A 19304-nucleotide genomic window follows, 5' to 3' on the forward strand; every position below is an offset into this window, starting at 1 on the left:
TTTGTAAAGATTGTCTTCACAGGCGCAAAATAGTAAATAGTCCCCATGTAACGAAATAGGTCTGTATGTATAACGGATCAGCTTTTTTCACATCTTAATGATGATTTGACATGAAGGAGGAAAACAATCAGTGGAACAGCAGCAGAATCAGCAGCAGCCGCCAGTAAATCAGGGGATGCCGGGTTCACCGCAAGTGAATCATGGAGGACATGAGCTTTTCGATATGCATGAAGTCCTGGCCGGAACAGTCGGCGTCCTGGATCAATTTATGATGCTCAGACAATTTATACAGGATCAGCAGCTGGCGGATATTCTTGACCGCCAATACCAATTCATTCTCGGACTTTATAATCTGACGGCAGAATGCTTTAAGACCGGCCAAAAGCCTTCTCAGGAAACTTCGACATATATGATGAAGGAACAGAACCAAGCCGTGTACGGCATAAAACCGACACAGCCGAAAAAACCGAATCAATCATTAAATGATGTCAAAGATCTCGGGATAAGCGGTCATATGCTCGGCCTGATTAAAGCTCAAGCTTCTCTTTTGACGATGAGCTCGCTTGAAATGACCAATCCCGTGACAAGAAGAGTGCTCTCCGCCCAAATTCAGCAATATGTTGAAATGGCATTTGAAATCTTCTTGTACCAAAACAAACACGGTTATTATCAGGTTCCTCAGCTTAATGCACAAGATATGCAGACGATGCTGAATTCATTTGCCCCGGCTCAGGGACAGCCGCAAATGCCTCCGATTAAAGGACAAATGGGACAGCCGCAAAACCTGCATTGATTAAGAAACGGCGTTGGATACCCGACTCTCCAATGCCGTTTTCTTTTTTTCATATGTTTTTGTGAAATCACGTTCAAACTGTCTCAGGGTTTCTTTCGTGGCCGCTTCAAAGCCTTTTTCAAAATCCTGTGTTTCGGCGGTTTTGTTGATAATGGTTAAAATAATGCCTTCTCCGAATGTATCGGTTAAATCCTTTATCATATAGAAGCTTTGCAAATATACATCCGTCTCATATTCCATCCGCGATTTCTGCCATTTTCGGTCGGTCGTTAATTGATCAAACGGCACGACGGAAAATGCAATCGGATCAATGACTACATCATAATGCGCAACCCATTCGCTCAGCCCCTCATGAAACCAAAGCGGAAATTCAGACGTAGATGTCCCCATTTGCCGCGTTTTTTGATGAAACGCATAGTGCGTATATTCATGTATAATCAATTGTTTATACATAAAAACGGCCAGCTCATCTTTTTTCAGAAGCTGTTTTTTCTCTTCAGGCAAAAGCCCCATCATCTGCTCCTGCTCTGAATAAAAACCGACTACGTTTTTCAAGCCGGAATATTGCTCAATTTCAGCTTCATCCGCAAAGAAAATAAGTTCAAGAGGCGCTGTTCCTTTATAGCCGACAATGATTTGATTGATACGCTTTGCGTAATCTAACGTAAGCTTGGTCAGATCCAAGAGCGGTTTTTCATCCGCCGTATAGTAAATCGCTGTATGTTTGTAAATTTCTTTATTCATGTGTTCAGTCACTTGTTCCTTCGTCGGAACAGAGCGGCTGTTTTGGCCTGACAGGACGTACATCAAACTGACTGAAACGGCTGAACTGACAGCCAATATGACAAGGACTCCGCACAGGATCAGAGTGAATGCCGCCCGTTTCCCCATGCCGTCACGCAAACAAGCTCCCTCCCCGATCCTTCAATTTTTCATCTTATTCTTTACTTTATGCGCCGGAAGGTTTGGCCGTGACGGCAGATAAAATAAAAAAGCCGCAGCAAATGCGGCTTTTCCATTCATTCATTTATTTATTGGGGTTTGGGAATACACGCTGCACCATTTGGCCGAATTCATCAAACAGACCGGATACCGGGTGACCGTTTTTGATTCGTTTTCCGTAGCCTTGCATACGTTCCACGAAATCCGGATTCGCTGATACATATACTGTCCGGACATGTTTATCGGCTGATTTCACCTTATCGGTTATCTTATTTTTCAAATGGTTGGCAATGGCGCCTTTTTGCCCGTTTGTCAAAACAACGGCAACATAAGCGCTGTTTCCGGCAACGATTACAGTTGCATTTTTAACTTCTTTCAGATCAGTCACCTTGTCTGCGGCTTTATCAGCAACCCTCAGGTTACGGTTGTTATTGTGATCTGCGGTGTTTTGGTTATGACGGTTCCCTGTATTCATATTTGTCGCACCGTCGTTAGGCGTGTTGCGGTAATTTACATTTTGGGTGCGGTTGTCATTTCGTTTTCCTTCTCCCTGGTTTCCCATACTGCACCCTGCGGTAATCAGCATCGGCAGAAGAAGGGCAGAGATAACTGCTTGTTTTTTTATCATGTGAATTCCTCCTTTCTCACTTTACGTATAGGTTTTTCTATTCGGCTGGATTTATGCACGCCGTTTGCATTCTGAGCGGTTTGGATAAATATCAGAAGGAAAGGAAAAGATAAATGTAATCAATAGAATGAGGAGGGATTTAACTTGTTCAGACAAAAAAGAGGCATCAGCCCGACAGCGCTGCTGATCGGCTCATCACTTTTGATTGCAGCTTTATCACCGGAAATCCGCCGCAAAATCACCGGAATGGTTTCAGGCCGAACGCAGCATAAAGATGACGCACACTCCATGCAGCCCGCCGAAATGATTAAGCAGGCTTTCGGCGGAGAATCCGGCGGACAGCAGCACACGGACAAAGCACGGCATTCACAAAGCGGGTCCATGCAGCCCGCCGAGATGATCAAACAGGCTTTCGGCGGGGAATCCGGCGGACAGCGGCACACTGACAAAGCCCGGCACTCACAAGACGGCTCCATGCAGCCTGCCGAGATGATTAAGCAGGCTTTCGGCGGAGAATCCGGCGGACAGCGGCATGAGCAGACTTCCCGCCAACACTCCGGCTCATCTTCATCGTCTCATGAACACAGCCGGAGCCATACGGACGGACAGGCAGACCGCAGAAAAGAGACTCCGGCAAAGCCTCACTATACGGAGCCGATTCACTTTGAAGAAAGCGCGGTAAATGTTTTAAATGACAGCACCGTAATGAATATGCTGGAAGATCTGGAACCCGGAAATCATTAAAAATACGCGAATTCGTTTTTTAACGATTTGAAGAAGTTCCCTTAATCACAATGCCGGGGAGCGGATAATGTTGCTTCCCGCTAAAAAAGCCTTAACTTCAGGTGAAGTTAAGGCTTTTTAGATTGAGGAAAGAACTTGCTAACCATGCAGTGCGGCTCACAGCAAAGTGATGCGCCATGGCTGGTTTTTGCTGATGATCCTCTTTTTATTAAGCTTCTTCAGCTTCAATGACGATTGAGGAATCATTGTAAACCGAGGTATCGGTTTCCTTCGTCATTTTACTTGTTAACAGTCCCGCGGTCATGCTGCCGCTGACATTTAAGGCAGTGCGCCCCATGTCAATTAACGGCTCAATTGAGATGAGCAGCCCGGCAAGCGCAACAGGCATGTTTAAAGCGGATAAGACGAGAAGAGCTGCAAAAGTCGCGCCGCCTCCAACGCCTGCTACACCGAACGAACTGATTGCCACTATCGCGATGACCGAAATAATAAATCCGGGTTCAAACGGATTTTGCCCCACTGTCGGCGCAATCATCATCGCGAGCATTGCCGGATAAATGCCGGCACAGCCGTTTTGACCGATCGATAAGCCGAATGAACCGGCGAAGTTCGCAATTCCTTCCGGTACGCCCATGCTTTTTTGTGTTTTAATATTGAGCGGCAAAGCCCCTGCGCTTGAACGGGACGTAAACGCAAACACCATGACCGGAAATGCTTTTTTCACGTATGTGATCGGATTTAAACCGCTGAACGTAATCAGCAGCAAGTGAATGATAAACATGACGATGAGCGCGGCGTATGATGCGATCACAAACATCCCCAGTTTCACAATGCTGTCGATGTCGCTTGTCGCGATCGTTTTCGTCATAATCGCCAACACCCCGTAAGGCGTCAGTCTTAAAATTAATGTCACGACGCGCATAATAATCGCGTAAACCGCATCGACAATTCCGCTGAATGTCGCAGCGTGCTCCGGCTGCTTCCGTTTCACGCCAAGGAAAGCGATGCCGAGAAAAGCGGCGAAAATAACGACTCCGATGGTGGAAGTCGGTCTGGCCCCGGTGAAATCAAGAAACGGATTTCCCGGCAGAAGCTCAACGATTTGCTGAGGAAGCGTTTTAGCCGTCATATCCTCCGATTTTTGCTGAAGCTCCTGGCCTCTTGATAGCTCAGTGCTTCCCTGGTCGATATGAACGGCCTTCAGATCAAAGGAAAGCGCCGAAACAATTCCGACTGCCGCAGCAATTGCTGTCGTGGCGATCAAAATTCCGATGATCAGGCCGCTGATTTTTCCGATGTTATGGGTCAGTTTCAGCTTCGTAAATGCGCCCAGAATGGAAATAAAGACAAGCGGCATGACGATCATCTGAAGCAACTTGACATAACCGCCGCCGGCGATATTAAACCAATCAGCTGTTTGTGTCACGATATGTGAAGCCGGCCCGTAAATCAATTGCAGTGCAAAACCGAATACAATGCCTAATCCGAGCGCGGTAAAGACACGTTTAGAAAAGGAAACGTGTTTTTTTTGCATCACAAACAGACCTGCTATAAGCAAAAGCATAATGAAAACATGTAAGACTACAAATAAATTCTCCAAAACAGGTAAACACTCCCTTGCTCATTATCCTTAAACACTATATTATATGAATTCCGATCGGTCAAGTATGATTTTACAATATATGTATTTTTATAGACTTTTCTCTTTTCTTTCCACCCTTTCTTTAGTAACTTATATAAGGGTGATTGTTATGCTGAAGGAACTGTTTCTTAATTTGACGATTTTAATCACATTTAATTATCTCTTCACCCTTCTTTTTAAAGAGTCGCTGTCGTATAAAGAAGACCGTCCGATGTTTCAATTACTGAAGGGGGCGGCTTGCGGGCTTTTAGGGGTTTTTCTGATTGCTTTCGGCTTTTCTTACTCTGATTCTATCATTGACCTCAGAAATATCCCGATTATCATCGCCGCTCTTTACGGAGGCTGGGTGTCTACGGCAGTTGCCTTTGCGATTATCGTGGCAGGCCGTATCCTGATCAATTTCAATGCCAGCGCCATTTTTTCCATTGCAGCAGTCGGGATTATTGCCATACTTTCTGTGGCCGTCCTCAGAGGAAAAAAGCCGGATCGCAAAAAGGCGTTCGTTATGCTGCTTTTCTCAAACGTTATTTTCACCCTGACGCTGCTGTTGCTTGTGCCTGAACAGCCTGCCGGGACCCTCGTTTATTATTGGCTCATTTCCACTTTGGGCGGAATGCTGTCACTGTATATCATCAAACACGAAGCCGATGCCCGCCTTTTATTCAAGAAATACAAGTTTCAAGCGAATTATGATTTTCTGACTGGGATTTTTAATAAGAGAAAGTTCGAGGAGATCTCGCGCCTCCTGTACGACCGGGCATCTCGATCAGCCTCATCTCAGCTTGCGCTTATTTATTTAGATATTGATCACTTTAAACAGATCAATGATCAATACGGCCATTATGAAGGTGATCAAGTGCTGAAAGAACTAGGGACGCGGCTGAGATTCTTAATCAGCAGTTCTGATCCGTCAGCCCGTATCGGCGGCGAAGAATTTGCGGTGCTTATACCGAATTGCACGTATACAAAAGGGCTTCACCTCGCAGAAGAAATCAGGCAGACGATGGACGGGAACCCGATTCTGCTGACGAGCGGAGATACAATTTTCGTGACCGTTTCTATCGGCATCGCGCACTATCCGACAAATACGGCGGATCCGCAGACCCTGCCTCTGATCGCAGACCGGATGCTGTACAAAGCGAAAACCTCAGGACGCAATCAAGTGTGCAGCACTGAAAAAAAAGAATGATCGCCGCAGAGGGGGAATCATTCTTTCTTTTCAGTGACAACGGCGCCCGCCTGGAAAACGGGAATCAGGCTGCCCTGATATTCGATACAAAGACAGGAGTTTTTGCATCCGCTTATCAACTTTATCTTCTGCGCCGGCCAGATCAGCGCGTCCTTTTCCGCATGAAATCCTGCTTTTTTTGGTGAAAACTGCTGCTTCACGCCTTTTCTACGTAATCAGCCCGCCGTTTCATCAGACACGATCATCACCGCTCCGTCCGGTATATCCTTCAGCCGTTTATACTGCTTGGAATAAATGCCGAATACACGCCGCATACGTCGTTCCTAAAGGGGCAGCTTCTTTTTTCCAATAGTCGGCAAACTTTTAAAATAAGCAACGGTTTGAAATGTATTGGCATCAAAATCCCCGCCGACAATGTGCCAAATCAGCCTGGGCATAATCCGAAATGTTACCAATGAAAGTTTCAATCCTTCCTCTCCGACTTTTTTGCAACAAATCCCCAGATAAATGGATGACATACATTGATTCTGATAGTAATGGCTCGATTTCAAGCGGGAGCATGGCATGAAGTAAGCGGCATGGTCAAAATGAAGAGAAGCAGACTATTTTATAATCCGCAGCTTCAAGATGACCTACTCCCTCCCTATTTTTATTTGCAGTGCAGCACTGCACCATGCATTCGGGCTCATGATTAAGTTAAGGTTGTAGAGAGCGGCTTTTATGAGCTGCAAAATGTGCTGTTCAATCTCAGATCAGCCTTCCGTATCCGCGCGATTTCGACTTAAAAAATGTTATTTCAAAAAAAGTTACATTTAGCAGTTGTTTTTTCTCCGGATTACTGGTAGAGTAAAGGTAATTATTTTTGTTCGAACTATCTTTAAGAAGAAAGTTTTGCAAGAGTTTTCGTCTTGGAAGTTTGTTTTAGAGCAAGAATAGTGAATTTAAGCGTTATGTCGCTTTAGGAGGAAATTTCATGTTAGAAGGTAAAGTAAAATGGTTCAACTCTGAAAAAGGATTCGGATTCATCGAAGTAGAAGGTCAAGACGATGTATTCGTTCACTTCTCTGCTATTCAAGGCGAAGGCTTCAAAACTTTAGAAGAAGGCCAATCTGTTTCTTTCGAAATCGTTGAAGGAAACCGCGGACCACAAGCTGCTAACGTAACAAAAGCATAAATGTCTTAAAAAAACCTGCCGGTGCAAGCCGGCGGTTTTTTTTATACCTAAAAGCTGTTTTGCCTAGGCAAAACAGCTTTTTTACATCAGGTCGCAATATCCCGTTTTAAGAAGACGCCGAATGCGAGCGCCATAAAAATAATGAAGTAAATCACAAGCATCACAACCGAAAATGTCATCGTCATCCCCTCTTCTAAAGGAGTCCCGTTCATATATTGCGACAAATCCGTGTTCGCAAATAAAATATATTTCGTCCATTCAAATTTCGTGGCAAGAAATATAGTCGCCGTGTTTCCCATAACCAATAGAAAAATAGAAAATCCGACCGCTAACGAGCTGTTCCGGAATACCGCAGACAGCATAAACGCCATCGTCGCAAGCATAAAAGCGGAGACAGATTCATAGATATATGTTTTAGCGAGAAAGGCGATGATATTTTGTTCAAAAACACGGCCGTCTTTGTATACGAGTTGGACATTGGCCGCAGTATCTCCGCCAGTACCGAAAAAGAGCAATCCCAACAGAGCGGAACCCGCAAATAAAATCACAAGCATCAGCAGTCCGAACAGCAGCACCGTCATATATTTAGAAAGCAAAATTTGAAAACGGCTGAGCGGACGGATGGCCAGCAGTTTGATGGTTCCCCAGTTGAATTCATTCGCCACGATGCCTGCTGCGATGATAATCGTGAACAGGCCGGTCAAAACCGTCATCATCGAAGAATCAGCTACGTATGACCACACTGTGTACCCTGTATCCTCGGGGATATTATGATCCATACGGTATTCATTTATCGCGATATTCTGTTTCAGACTATCAATGACAGTCTGATTTCCGGTTTCCTTTATCTGCTGTTTCATTTCTTTGTTTGCACCCTGGAGCTCCTGCTTCCAATTCGGATTGGCGTCGCTCGAGGTGAAATGGTTTGACAGAAGTGCAAAGCCGGTCATCGCAAGGCCTAAAATCACAATCATAGCCCACGTGCCGACACGGCTGAAGATTTTAATCCATTCATTATAGATCAGTTTAAGCATATTGAGCCTCCTCTTTCGTCCCGCCGGTAATTTCCAGGAAACGGTCTTCTAAAGATTTTGTTATGATTTTCACTTCATATAAGCGGATATTTTCACGGACGAGAAGTGAAATCACATCAGGCACTTCCTGTTTTGACAGCTTGATCTCAAAGCCGTTTGTTTGCTTCACACAGTCAAACTGACTCAGGACGGCAAGCGCCTCTTCCCTTTGTTCAATATGGAAAAAGTATGTATCTTTTTCTTCTGTTCCTTCATCTCTTACCTTTTGAATATCAACAAGCTCTCCTTTTTGCAAAATTCCGATTCGATCGCACATCAATTCCATTTCGGACAGCAGATGGCTCGAGACGATAACCGCCATTCCTTTTTCCCGTGTCAGCTTTTTCAGATGGTCTCTGATTTCCCTGATACCGGCGGGATCAAGGCCGTTTGTCGGTTCATCCAGAATCAGCACCTTCGGGTTATGCAGCAGACTCTGAGCAAGGCCGAGGCGCTGTCTCATCCCGAGAGAATAGGTCTTTACTTTGTCATGAATTCTGTCCTGTAATCCGACGAGCTCGATGACCTCATCTATCTTTTCTTTCGTAACGCCTTTTACCATTCTTGCGTACTGCTGTAAATTTTTATAGCCGCTCAGGAATTTGTACAGCTCCGGGTTTTCCACGATGGCTCCGATATGCCTGACCGCTTTTGCATAGTTCTTCGTAATGGATTCTCCGCAGATTACGATGTCTCCATGAGACAGTTTCATTAATCCGACCATCATTCTGATCGTAGTCGTTTTCCCCGCTCCGTTCGGCCCTAAAAATCCAAACACTTCGCCTGCCCGGACGGAGAAGCTCAGATCATGAATAATCGTTCGTCCTTTAATCGTTTTCTTTACCTGTTGCAATTCCAATACTGTTTCCAATTAGAATCCCCCTTCTTTTTCGTACGCCTGCATAATGCTTTTATACCATTGCAGTACGGACATTCCTTCCTGCTCCCTGAGCTCTTCGACTTCACGCCGTTCAGCGATTTTCCCTTTTCTGAACACCATCACTTCGTCCAAAAGCGTCTCAATCTCATCGATCTCATGTGTGGCGATGACTACGATCTGACTGTCAAAATCAATATACGATACGAGACTGTTGACGATTGACTCCCGGACCGCCGGATCCAGACCGGAAAACGGCTCGTCCAGCAAAATGACGGATGCTTTTCTCGACAGGGTCAGGACGATTTTCAGCCTGCCCCTGCTGCCTTTAGACAGCTCTTTTATTTTCTGCTCCGCTGAGAGATTCATTTCCGATAATAGATTCCGTGCTTTTTCCAGCTGAAAATCCGGGAATTGTGAATGATAAAATGTGAGCATATCACCGACAGTCGTCCGGGCGAAAAACGTATCATGTTCGGTTAAATAAGCCGTACGAAAAAGCATCTTCCGGCTTACGGCACGTCCGCCGATCCGAACAGCACCCGAGGTGGGAAATGCAAGCCCGGCAAGCATTTTCAGCGTTGTTGATTTACCGCTTCCGTTCGGTCCTAATATTCCGTAGATCTTACCCGGAGACAATGAAAATGATACATCGCTGACCGCGAGCCTGCGGCCGTATTTTTTTGTAACGTGTTCAAAATCAAGATTCATCGTCTGCTTCCTCCGCATATTGTTTGATCCCGTCGAGCATTTCTTCAGGAGATAACCCAAGCTCCGCCATTTCCTGAATAAAGCGTTTGAATACGTCTTTTGTCAGCCTGTCTTTCAGCTCTTCTTTCAGATCGGGTCTTTCAGCTATAAAGGTTCCCTGTCCTCTTCTCGTTTCCACGATCCCCAGCCTTTCCATTTCACTGTACGTTCTTTGTATCGTATTCGGATTCACTTTCATCTGCACGGCCATCTCTCTTACGGACGGCAGTTTGTCACCCGGCGAAAGCTCGTTTCGTATCAGCCGGTAATATACACGGTCGGCAATTTGCAGATAAATCGGCTTTGATGATTGAAATTCACGCTTCATCATTACACCTCAACCTTGCGATTCAGCAGCATTGAGGCCAGCGCGAGACAGAGCGCCGCAAGCACAATCACAGCCAGGAAGCTGAAAAGCGAGATGTGGACGGCCTTCAGCTCCATCGTCCAGCCGGCCAATTTTGTATAATGGATTTCAAAATTCGCATACACTTTTACCGGCCATAAATCATGTTGAGATGAAGTGAAAGGCGTAATGAGTTTATCGTCAATATAGGCCCAGACAAACGCAAGCACGATGCAGATCACCCAGCGGAGAACGGGGAAATGTTTTAACGAGTGAAAAACAGTCCAAAATACGGCCACGATCACAGATAAGTACGCTGAGCTGATCAGCAGGTAAGCATTCAGTCCTGTTAATGTGCCGGCCAGGGGAATGGTGTGTTCCAGCGCTCCTTTTGCAGCAAGCATCCGGTACATCCAAATACCGTAGCCGGTCAGCGCCAGCTGCCCGATAAACTGATACAGCAGTGAGGCCGTCAGCTTGGAAGCCAGCAGATAAAACCCGCCATTCGGATTGTAAAGCCACAGCTGATTTTTCCCTTCTTTGTGGAGGTGATAGTACATAAAAAGCGGCGCCGCAAGAAATTGAAAAAACCCCATTGCCGCAAAAAAGCCGAAAATGACGAGCGGTTCTTTCTGACGGACAGCAATAACGTGGGCTGCCGCCGCCCAGAAGATCATGCCGCAAACCCAAACCGCCAGCCAGACCCATGAAACCTTCGCATCTTTTTTCAGCAGACCTAAAAACGATGTCATTCTTTCTCTCTCCATTCGGGACCAGTGTATGAGTCACATAGTACACTAGATCATCACAAATTACAATATCTTCAATAAAAAAAAGACAAATCCGCCCTTATGCAGATTTGCCTTTTCCGTTACTTCTTTTTGTTTTTTAAGGAGAGCAGCGCATCACGATAGCTGCTATCCTGCATTTTGCCGCCGCTTTCGGGATCTGTTGTTTCCTGATCCGTCTCAGAAGTCTTGAACTTCTGAAGCGCCTGACGGTACACATCATCGCCCATTGTATTCTTTTTCTCGCGGGGAGATTCAGATTTTACAACGACGGGAACATGCTCGGCTGAGCGTTCCTCGGCCGGATCATGCTTTTCCGGCTGTTCGGCTGTAGTGCCGATCGCTTCTCTCTTTTCTTCTTTGACATCCTGTCCTGCAGAAGTGCTGCGGACATTGAATGTGATAAGAAGTGCAATCACAATGACAGCAGCAATAACCGCTATAATAATGGCCATATAACCCTCTCCTTACTGTCGTCCGGCAGTTAGATTACCTGTGACCTGGCTGACACGTCTGCCAAGCGCACGGCCTAATTGAAGGCCTTCTTCCGTCATCAGCACATCGCTGTCAACCGGGCATGTGACGCCCGCGCCGTAGTAAGAACCGTACAGCGCATTTTCAGGAACGTTGCCGGGAAGACCGACAACAATCATGCCTTGGTGAAACATAGGAGTGATCAGATTGTGCATTGTCATTTCTAATCCGCCATGGGTTGTCGCAGTCGTACAGAATACGGCGCCGACTTTATCAATCAGTTCGCCCTCAGCCCACAAATAGCCGAGTCTGTCGATCCACGCTTTTAAGCCTGAACTGATGGTGCCAAAGTGTCCAGGGCATCCCCAGATAATCGCATCCATGTCTTTCAGCTTGCGGATGTCAGCTTGATCGACATGGTCAATCAAGACTTCAGCATCAGCGTTTTCACTTGCTCCTTCCGCAATGGCTTCGGCAAGGTATTTTGTGTGTTCGCCTTCACTATCGTATACTACGTAAATTTTCATTCAGGAAACCTCCCATTCAGATGATTAAGATTCCTTCACTTCTTTAGGGGCGGGAAGCAATGACAGCTCCTCTTTTTTCTTCGCCCGCTGTTTGTCTTTCCGTACGTCACGCAAGAACAGGCTCAAGACTACACCGATAACCGCAAAGATCGTCGCCCACATAAACGCGTCATTAATTCCCATAACGTTGGAATTAAGTGAAGCCGTTTTGTATAGATAGGCATAAACGGTTTGTTTCGCCGCATCAAGCGACATGTTCATGTTGACCATTAAATTCGAAACCGCGCTTTGGAACGACTGCATGAAGCTTGGATCTGCCGTGCTTGTTTTATCCGCAATCTGCGAATAATGCATCGTCGTGCGGTTCGTATAGATCGTTGTGATCAAACTTGTTCCGATTGAACCGCTGATCTGGCGGAGCGTGTTGCTCATCGCCGTGCCATGGCTGTTCAACCGTGCCGGAAGCTGGTTCATTCCGGCTGTCATTACAGGCATCATTAACAGTGACATACCGAATGCGCGGATGGCATAGACAAGCATGATATGCGTATAAGGTGTGTCAATTGTCAATTTTGTATACTGGAATGTCGTTGCGACCGTAATGACCAGCCCGACGATCGCAAGCGGTCTCGGACCGATTTTGTCAAACAGAATACCGGAAATCGGCGACATGATCAGCATGACAATCGCTCCCGGCAATAGCAAGAGGCCTGATTGCAGCGCCGTAAAGCCGACTAAGTTCTGCAGGTAAATCGGAAGCAGGAACATTCCTGTGTAAAGCGCAACGGTAATAATGATGTTAATCACACTGGAAAGTGAGAAAATATCATATTTAAATACCCGGAAGTCAAGCATCGGTTTTTCAGAGCGCAATTGCTGAATGACAAACGCGGCAATCGCGATGATACCGACAATAACGGTAGACAGAACGATCGGGTCTCCCCAGCCGTCGCTTCCCGCTTCACTGACTCCGTAAAGCAATGAGGCGAATCCGACAATGGACAGAATCGCACCCAAGCTGTCGAGTTTGATTTTTTGCGGTTCCACCAAGTTCTTAAAGAGGAAAAACGCTATGACAATAACGATCGCCCCGATCGGAACAAGGCCGTAGAACATAATGCGCCATGTGTAATGCTCGATGATCCAGCCGGAAAGAGTCGGTCCGACCGCCGGAGCAAACATCATCGCAAGACCGAAAATCCCCATTCCTTTCCCCCTGCTTTCAGGCGGGAAGATAAGCAGAATGGTTGTCATGACCAGCGGCTGCAAGATACCGCCGCCGACCGCCTGAATTAACCGGCCGATCAGCATGGTTGAGAAGTTAGGCGCGATTCCGCAGACTAACGTTCCCGCTGTAAAACAGAACATGGCTACGAGAAAGAGGCTTCTTTGCCCGAACCGGGTAATTAAGAAGGCCGATAACGGAATCAAAACACCGTTGACCAGCATGTATCCGGTCGTCAGCCACTGAATCGTCGTCGCACTCACACCGAACTCGGTCATTAAGTGCGGCATCGCCACGTTAAGAAGCGTTTGGTTCAAGATCGCCAGGAATAACCCGGCCATAAGCACAATAAGCAATGTTTTAGGACTTTTTACTTGATTATCTGATTTAGCCACCTAAGACAACCTCCCTTCATGGTTTGATGACTGATCTGTATTATTCAGAGATTTTTACAGATGCGTTCATACCAGGAAGCACCTTGTCAGATGGGTTGCTGAGTGAAATTTTAACAGGAACTTTTTGCGTTACTTTTGTGTAGTTGCCGCTTGAGTTTGAAGAAGGCAGCATATCAAAAGTTGAATTTGTCGCATAGCCGATTTCTTCTACAGTTCCGTCAAATGTTGTATTAGGGTCACCGTCAACAATGACGTCTACTTTGTTTCCTACTTCAATGTCTCTGATGTCAGTTTCTTTAATGTTTGCAGTGATGTAAAGGTGTTTCATGTCAATTTCTTGGGCAATTGTCGTACCGGCTTGCACCATTTGGCCGTTTTTCACTTCGTTTTTCACGATTGTTCCATCCATGATGGCTTTAACGTCAGCATTTTGCTGTCCTTTGATTTTTGCAACAACGTCGTTTTTACTTACTTCTTTCCCCTCATCAAGGTTCCAGTCAGTTACTTTACCCGCAGCAGGAGCTGTGATAGCAGCCATGTCGCCGGCAACTTTTGCTTCATCGGTTTTTACATAGTGCGTGCTTTGATAATAGTAGTAAGCACCTCCGCCTATAATTGCAAGAACAACAATCAAACCGATAATGTTGGTCAGAATTAAACGTCCTCTGTTCATTTTGTTTTCTCCTTTCGTTTCTTCCTCTATCATTTTGTGGAATGATGATAAAAATATGTGGGGATTTTTTTATTTTCCGTTTTTCACTGCACAGCCGTTTGCAAGCTTCGTTAAACTTTCCGCCAGCTTGCGCAGGTACTGCAGTTCAGCGGTATTGAGCTGCCGGTATAAGACCGCCGCTTTTTCGGCGTATTGAACAGCAGCTGTCTTTAGAAGTTCTTCCCCCTCTTCGGTTAACTGAATCATAACAACACGCCGGTCGTCGTGATAGTCGCTCCGAACCATTAATCGGCGCTTATACAGAATATCGGTCATTCTCGTGACAGACGCCGGTTTCAGATCAAGCGACAAAGCCAGCCTTGAAAGCTGCGTGCTTTTGCTCTTATGTATTTTGAACATCAGCAGATACTGCAGGACTGTAATATCAAAAGGTTCAAGAACTGTCTCCAAGATCATTTTCTGCTTTTTGTAAATTGATCTGGAAGTATCAAACAGCTGTTCAAAACTGAGCAAAGCAAGCTCTGATTCAATCACCGTATTTTCACCTCATTCCCTTAATAATAGTTCACAAGATAAAATATTAATAAATGAAAGAAGATTTGTAAAGAGAAAAGTTTTATTTTTTAAGGATTTTTTTTATGCCTTTTTTTCTCTTTATTTTTAATTAAAAAAAGCCGAGTGAAGAACCGCGGCCGCACGATTCTTCACTCGGCTTTATGTTTAATACTTATGCTTTGCTTACCCCCGCTTCCTCTTTTTTGAAGAAGTTTTTCAGCGCTTGAAATACGTCTGATTTCTGCTTTAAGATGTAATATTTAAATTTATCATCTTTGACGTTTTTATAGGCGGACATGAGGGTGGAATGCCTGTTATATTGATTGACCTCACCGTAGCAGAACAGATTTGATTTTTTCATGATGTCATTGACGAGCTTTACGCATCGGGCGTTATCCGATGTTAAATTATCCCCGTCTGAGAAATGGAACGGATAGATGTTGTAGCGGGCGGGGTCATATTTTTCATCAATTAATTCAAGAGACTTCCGGTAGACGGAGGAGCAGATGGTTCCCCCGCTCTCGCCTTTCGAGAAGAAATCTTCTTCCGACACCACCTTCGCTTCCGTGTGGTGGGCGATAAATTCGATATCTACCGTTTCATACTTTGTCCGTAAAAAACGTGTCATCCAAAAAAAGAAGCTCCTCGCCATATACTTTTCCCATACGCCCATCGAACCGCTTGTATCCATCATGGCTAAAACGACAGCTTTCGATTCCGGCTTCGTCACATCATTCCATGTTTTGTATTTCAGATCTTCCGGATAAATCGGATAAAACGACGGCTTGCCTGACATGGCGTTTCGTTTATAGGCAGACAGCATCGTTCTTTTCTTATCAATATTCCCTGTCAGCCCGGTTTTCCGGATATCATTGAATTCAATATCGGTATGAACGATATTGTCCCTTTCCTTTTGCTGCAGATTCGGCAGTTCTAATTCTTGAAACAGCGCTTCTTCCAGGTCCATCAATGAGACCTCGGCTTCATAATAATCCTCGCCTGCCTGATCGCCGGCTCCCTGGCCTTTTCCGGCCCCCTGCTTTTTATCTGCGCCGTCTCTGGCGACGACATCGCCGATTTCGCTGTCGCCGTCACCTTGGCCGACATGTTTGTTTTTATCATAGTTATAACGGATTTTATATTCATCAAGCGAACGAATCGGGATTTTCACGACATCTTTTCCGTTGGACATAATAATGCTTTCCTCAGTGACAAGGTCCGGAAGGTTGTTTTTTATCGCTTCCTGTACTTTCTTTTGGTGGCGCTGCTGGTCGTCAAAGCCTTTGCGATGGAGGGACCAGTCTTCCTCTGAAATCAAAAAATTTCCGCTGTCATTACGGGACATGAATTCCCCTCCTTAACCGTTATGGTCGTTTTATATGTGTATTCCGGCTTGGTCCTGTTTATGAAACAAGTCCGGCGAAAAGATTTATTCTTATCTTATGCCGGACGGACTTTTCAATTGACAAACAATTTTGAAATATAGACAAAAGAACCCGTCCTTGTACGGACGGGCCTATCATGAATCAAGCATCAGCGGTTGAGCAGGCTTCCGACATACTTCAGCAGTTCATTTGCGCTTGTCGAATTATAGCCGTGTTCATCTATTAACCGCGCCACTACCTCATTAACCTTTTTAAGCTGCTGCTCATCCGGCGTTTTGGTTGAGGTCGTAATTTTCACTACATCTTTTAAGTCTGCAAAAAGCTTTTTCTGAATCGCTTCGCGGAGTCTTTCGTGTGAGTTATAGTCGAAGCGTTTTCCTTTTCTTGCATAAGCGGATATGCGAATTAAAATTTCTTCACGGAATGCTTTTTTGGCGTTTTCCGAAATGCCGATCTGCTCTTCAATGGATCTCATCAGCTTTTCGTCAGGGTTCATTTCTTCTCCCGTCAGCGGATCGCGGAGCTTATTTTTGTTGCAGTACGCTTCCACATTATCTAAATAATTATCCATGAGTGTTTTCGCGGATTCTTCATATGAATAAACAAACGCCTTCTGCACCTCTTTTTTGGCGATGTCATCGTACTCTTTCCTGGCGGCGGAAATAAAATTCATATACCGCTCTTTGTCCTCAGCGGAAATGGACGGATGCTGATCGAGTCCTTCCTTTAAGGAACGCAGCACGTCAAGCGAATTGATGGATTCCATATTTTTTCTGATAATCGTTGAGGAAATACGGTTGATGACATAACGCGGGTCAATTCCGCTCATTCCTTCATCATGGAATTCCTTCTTCATATCCTCCAGATCAACGGAATTGTAACCTTCAACGCTTTCTCCGTCATAGAGCCTCATTTTTTTAACGAGATCAATATCAGAGCGGTTCGGTTCCTTCAGCCGGGTCAAAATAGAAAACATCGCGGCCACTTTTAATGTATGGGGGGCGATGTGTACGTCAGAAACATCACTTTCCGAAATCATTTTTTCATAAATCCGTTCTTCCTCGGACACCTTTAAATTATAAGGAACAGGCATCACGATGATTCTGGAGTGAAGGGCTTCATTTTTTTTATTGGCAATAAACGAGCGGTACTCCGTTTCGTTCGTATGCGCAACAATCAATTCGTCGGCTGAGATGAGCGCAAACCGTCCGGCTTTAAAATTCCCTTCCTGCGTGAGTGACAGAAGGTGCCAGAGAAATTTTTCATCGCATTTCAGCATTTCCTGAAACTCCATCATTCCGCGGTTCGCTTTATTTAATTCACCGTCAAACCGATAAGCGCGCGGATCTGATTCCGAGCCGTATTCGGCAATCGTTGAAAAATCAATGCTCCCCGTCAAATCGGCGATATCCTGTGATTTCGGATCAGACGGGCTGAAGGTTCCGATTCCGGTACGCTTATCCTCCGAGAAGAAAATGCGTTCAACCTTTACATCCTCAATTCTGCCGCCGTATTCTTCTTCAAGCCGCATGACATTAAGCGGAGACAGGCTTCCCTCAATTCTGATCCCGTATTCTCTGTAGAAGTCTTCGCGCAGATGATGGGGAATAAGATGGAGAGGATCTTCATGCATCGGGCAGCCTTTGATAGCGTAAACGGCCCCGTTGTCTGTCAACGAGTAGGCTTCAAGCCCTTTTTTCAGCATGGTGACAAGGGTCGATTTCCCGCCGCTGACGGGCCCCATTAATAGTAAGATCCGTTTTCTTACATCGAGCCGCTTGGCAGCCGGGTGAAAGTATTCCTCCACGAGCCGTTCCAGAGATTCTTCAAGGCCGAATAGTTCCCGCGAGAAAAAACTGTACGTCTTTTTCCCGTCGTCCTCCTCGATTCCGCTGTCTTTTATCATATTAAAAACGCGAGAATGAGCAGACTGCGCGACCAATGGATTTTCTTTTATGATCTCCAAATAATCAGCGAACGTCCCTTCCCATTTGAGACGCTGCTCTTCCTCTCTGTACTTTTCAATTTTCTTTAATATATCCATAAGAACCTCCTCTATCATGGTTAATGCACTAGAAATAAGGTACTTTGTTACAATCTATGCGGTGACGTGATAATACATGCTTTTCGTTTCTAAAAATAAAGGCGGCTCAAGGGCGGTCATTGACAAGGGTCTGGTGCACCGTTCATAATGAAAGAAATACAGTTTCATCCAGACTCGGACATCAAATGGAAAAGCAAAGAGGAGGAGAAATGATGAAAACGATCATCTTACTGGGGGTCATTCTCACTTTTTTAGTATCCATTTTTACGGCGGGTTACGACAGCAAACCTGAAAACGAATAACGGCAAAAAGGGTGCTCCTTATGAAGAGCACCCTTTCCTGTACAACATAACAATGTTTCATATTTGAAGGTGTTCTTGGACAGTTGATTTTTCATGGGCTTTGCAGCTTGTTTGATACTCGATTTTTCCGATTTTGCAGCCCGGGCCGATTTCCACACGCTTTCCTCTGACGATGTCCGCTTCCGTGTATTCGAGGTAAATCGTATCTCCCTCGATCAATTCAGCCGAAAGCATGCCGGCTTTCCGTTTCAGAAAACCGGGTTTCCGCCTGACTGTGATCGATGTACCGCCGATTTCCTTCACGTTGCTTCGGTCATAACGCAAATGGATATTGACGTCTCCCGCGTTTAACAATCCCGCCACATTGATACAGCCTGTTACATGAAGCTGCTCTGTCTCGCAATCGCCGCCGACGGTGAGGCTTCCTTTAATATGACACTGCTCTCCCGCGGCCCCGCCGGAAATGTCGGCAAGTCCTTTCAGCCTCAGCGTGGTGAAACGCATGGAGCCGCCGATTTTCAGCGTGCCGAGCACATTTGCGGAACGCGCCGATAAATCTCCATCAGTTTCATGTTCCCCGAAAATTTTCAGCCGATTGATCTCGGCATCTCCGAGAAAATGCCCCGTACCGAATATCCGGCAGCGCTCGCTTTGAAGTCCTTCGCCGACAATGCCTTCTCCTTTAATGCTTACATTCTGGTAGGAGCCCCCGGCGGCGTGTCCGGCTCCGTACATTTTTAAATGACTCAATTTTTTTGTTGTTTCCACTGAAGCTCCT

General features: G+C 45.6%; 20 protein-coding genes. 4 read left to right on the forward strand and 16 right to left on the reverse strand.

Annotated features, from left to right (window positions below; genetic code table 11):
- The first annotated feature begins 130 nt into the window (after window positions 1-130).
- Entirely contained in the window at window positions 131-793 is a 663-nt protein-coding gene (locus ACH32G_RS04600) for a spore coat protein (RefSeq protein WP_448814044.1), read from the forward strand.
- On the opposite strand, the gene ACH32G_RS04605 is transcribed toward ACH32G_RS04600, so the two are convergent.
- Window positions 794-1696: a hypothetical protein gene (locus ACH32G_RS04605; RefSeq protein ID WP_029575337.1), complete on the reverse strand. Its 903-nt coding sequence runs from the start codon at window positions 1694-1696 to the stop codon at window positions 794-796.
- Window positions 1697-1820: 124 nt separating this feature from the next.
- On the reverse strand, window positions 1821-2363 hold the full coding sequence (locus tag ACH32G_RS04610; RefSeq protein WP_016938420.1) for a YhcN/YlaJ family sporulation lipoprotein: 543 nt from the start codon (window positions 2361-2363) through the stop codon (window positions 1821-1823).
- Between the two features lie 144 nt (window positions 2364-2507).
- Here ACH32G_RS04610 and ACH32G_RS04615 point away from each other — a divergent pair, with 144 nt between their 5' ends.
- Window positions 2508-3107 carry a hypothetical protein gene (locus tag ACH32G_RS04615; protein WP_366969632.1) on the forward strand — a complete coding sequence of 200 codons (600 nt, stop codon included), beginning with the start codon at window positions 2508-2510 and terminating at the stop codon, window positions 3105-3107.
- A gap of 208 nt (window positions 3108-3315) precedes the next feature.
- Here ACH32G_RS04615 and ACH32G_RS04620 read toward each other — a convergent pair whose 3' ends face one another.
- Window positions 3316-4707 carry an L-cystine transporter gene (locus ACH32G_RS04620; RefSeq protein ID WP_016938422.1) on the reverse strand — a complete coding sequence of 464 codons (1392 nt, stop codon included), beginning with the start codon at window positions 4705-4707 and terminating at the stop codon, window positions 3316-3318.
- A gap of 151 nt (window positions 4708-4858) precedes the next feature.
- Here ACH32G_RS04620 and ACH32G_RS04625 point away from each other — a divergent pair, with 151 nt between their 5' ends.
- Both ACH32G_RS04625 and cspB read left to right on the forward strand, forming a co-directional pair.
- Entirely contained in the window at window positions 4859-5938 is a 1080-nt protein-coding gene (locus tag ACH32G_RS04625) for a GGDEF domain-containing protein (RefSeq protein ID WP_045927058.1), read from the forward strand.
- A gap of 973 nt (window positions 5939-6911) precedes the next feature.
- Window positions 6912-7112 (forward strand): cold shock-like protein CspB, encoded by a 201-nt coding sequence (cspB, locus tag ACH32G_RS04630; RefSeq protein ID WP_003155376.1) that lies wholly within the window; start codon window positions 6912-6914, stop codon window positions 7110-7112.
- An 86-nt stretch (window positions 7113-7198) separates the two neighbouring features.
- Here the strand turns inward: cspB and ACH32G_RS04635 are convergent, their stop codons facing one another.
- From ACH32G_RS04635 to ACH32G_RS04695, 13 genes are all read right to left on the reverse strand, one after another.
- The gene (locus tag ACH32G_RS04635) at window positions 7199-8146 is read right to left on the reverse strand and encodes an ABC transporter permease (RefSeq protein ID WP_264819899.1); all 948 of its coding nucleotides are present in this window, start codon (window positions 8144-8146) and stop codon (window positions 7199-7201) included.
- Window positions 8139-9056 (reverse strand): ABC transporter ATP-binding protein, encoded by a 918-nt coding sequence (locus tag ACH32G_RS04640; RefSeq protein WP_327813782.1) that lies wholly within the window; start codon window positions 9054-9056, stop codon window positions 8139-8141. Before ACH32G_RS04640 ends, ACH32G_RS04635 begins: the two co-directional genes overlap by 8 nt.
- Complete coding sequence (locus tag ACH32G_RS04645; RefSeq protein WP_064778281.1) at window positions 9057-9773, reverse strand: ABC transporter ATP-binding protein; 717 nt, start codon at window positions 9771-9773, stop codon at window positions 9057-9059. It lies immediately after the preceding gene.
- A complete protein-coding gene (locus ACH32G_RS04650; RefSeq protein ID WP_049628808.1) occupies window positions 9763-10140 on the reverse strand; it encodes a GntR family transcriptional regulator in 378 nt (125 codons plus the stop codon). Before ACH32G_RS04650 ends, ACH32G_RS04645 begins: the two co-directional genes overlap by 11 nt.
- 2 nt (window positions 10141-10142) lie before the next feature.
- The gene (locus ACH32G_RS04655) at window positions 10143-10910 is read right to left on the reverse strand and encodes a hypothetical protein (protein WP_095241024.1); all 768 of its coding nucleotides are present in this window, start codon (window positions 10908-10910) and stop codon (window positions 10143-10145) included.
- Between the two features lie 119 nt (window positions 10911-11029).
- On the reverse strand, window positions 11030-11401 hold the full coding sequence (locus ACH32G_RS04660; RefSeq protein WP_016938429.1) for a hypothetical protein: 372 nt from the start codon (window positions 11399-11401) through the stop codon (window positions 11030-11032).
- Window positions 11402-11413: 12 nt separating this feature from the next.
- A complete protein-coding gene (locus ACH32G_RS04665; protein ID WP_016938430.1) occupies window positions 11414-11947 on the reverse strand; it encodes an NAD(P)H-dependent oxidoreductase in 534 nt (177 codons plus the stop codon).
- Between the two features lie 24 nt (window positions 11948-11971).
- On the reverse strand, window positions 11972-13567 hold the full coding sequence (locus ACH32G_RS04670) for an MFS transporter (protein WP_016938431.1): 1596 nt from the start codon (window positions 13565-13567) through the stop codon (window positions 11972-11974).
- A gap of 40 nt (window positions 13568-13607) precedes the next feature.
- A complete protein-coding gene (locus tag ACH32G_RS04675; protein ID WP_007610259.1) occupies window positions 13608-14273 on the reverse strand; it encodes an HlyD family secretion protein in 666 nt (221 codons plus the stop codon).
- 36 nt (window positions 14274-14309) lie between these two features.
- Window positions 14310-14774, reverse strand: coding sequence for a MarR family transcriptional regulator (locus tag ACH32G_RS04680; RefSeq protein ID WP_016938432.1), 465 nt, complete (start codon window positions 14772-14774; stop codon window positions 14310-14312).
- A 193-nt stretch (window positions 14775-14967) separates the two neighbouring features.
- On the reverse strand, window positions 14968-16140 hold the full coding sequence (gene yhbH, locus ACH32G_RS04685; protein ID WP_016938433.1) for a sporulation protein YhbH: 1173 nt from the start codon (window positions 16138-16140) through the stop codon (window positions 14968-14970).
- 188 nt (window positions 16141-16328) lie between these two features.
- On the reverse strand, window positions 16329-18224 hold the full coding sequence (gene prkA, locus ACH32G_RS04690) for a serine/threonine protein kinase PrkA (protein WP_016938434.1): 1896 nt from the start codon (window positions 18222-18224) through the stop codon (window positions 16329-16331).
- 359 nt (window positions 18225-18583) lie between these two features.
- Window positions 18584-19294 (reverse strand): hypothetical protein, encoded by a 711-nt coding sequence (locus tag ACH32G_RS04695; RefSeq protein WP_448814045.1) that lies wholly within the window; start codon window positions 19292-19294, stop codon window positions 18584-18586.
- Between the last annotated feature and the right edge of the window lie 10 nt (window positions 19295-19304).

Source organism: Bacillus sp. CIS52 (genome assembly GCF_053545315.1).

Coding starts and splice junctions, on each gene's coding strand:
- ACH32G_RS04650 (WP_049628808.1), bottom strand. CDS start 10,140: ATGAAGCGTGAATTTCAATCATCAAAGCCGATTTATCTGCAAATTGCC.
- prkA (WP_016938434.1), bottom strand. CDS start 18,224: ATGGATATATTAAAGAAAATTGAAAAGTACAGAGAGGAAGAGCAGCGT.
- ACH32G_RS04660 (WP_016938429.1), bottom strand. CDS start 11,401: ATGGCCATTATTATAGCGGTTATTGCTGCTGTCATTGTGATTGCACTT.
- yhbH (WP_016938433.1), bottom strand. CDS start 16,140: ATGTCCCGTAATGACAGCGGAAATTTTTTGATTTCAGAGGAAGACTGG.
- ACH32G_RS04675 (WP_007610259.1), bottom strand. CDS start 14,273: ATGATAGAGGAAGAAACGAAAGGAGAAAACAAAATGAACAGAGGACGT.
- ACH32G_RS04655 (WP_095241024.1), bottom strand. CDS start 10,910: ATGACATCGTTTTTAGGTCTGCTGAAAAAAGATGCGAAGGTTTCATGG.
- ACH32G_RS04635 (WP_264819899.1), bottom strand. CDS start 8,146: ATGCTTAAACTGATCTATAATGAATGGATTAAAATCTTCAGCCGTGTC.
- cspB (WP_003155376.1), top strand. CDS start 6,912: ATGTTAGAAGGTAAAGTAAAATGGTTCAACTCTGAAAAAGGATTCGGA.
- ACH32G_RS04625 (WP_045927058.1), top strand. CDS start 4,859: ATGCTGAAGGAACTGTTTCTTAATTTGACGATTTTAATCACATTTAAT.
- ACH32G_RS04645 (WP_064778281.1), bottom strand. CDS start 9,773: ATGAATCTTGATTTTGAACACGTTACAAAAAAATACGGCCGCAGGCTC.
- ACH32G_RS04610 (WP_016938420.1), bottom strand. CDS start 2,363: ATGATAAAAAAACAAGCAGTTATCTCTGCCCTTCTTCTGCCGATGCTG.
- ACH32G_RS04665 (WP_016938430.1), bottom strand. CDS start 11,947: ATGAAAATTTACGTAGTATACGATAGTGAAGGCGAACACACAAAATAC.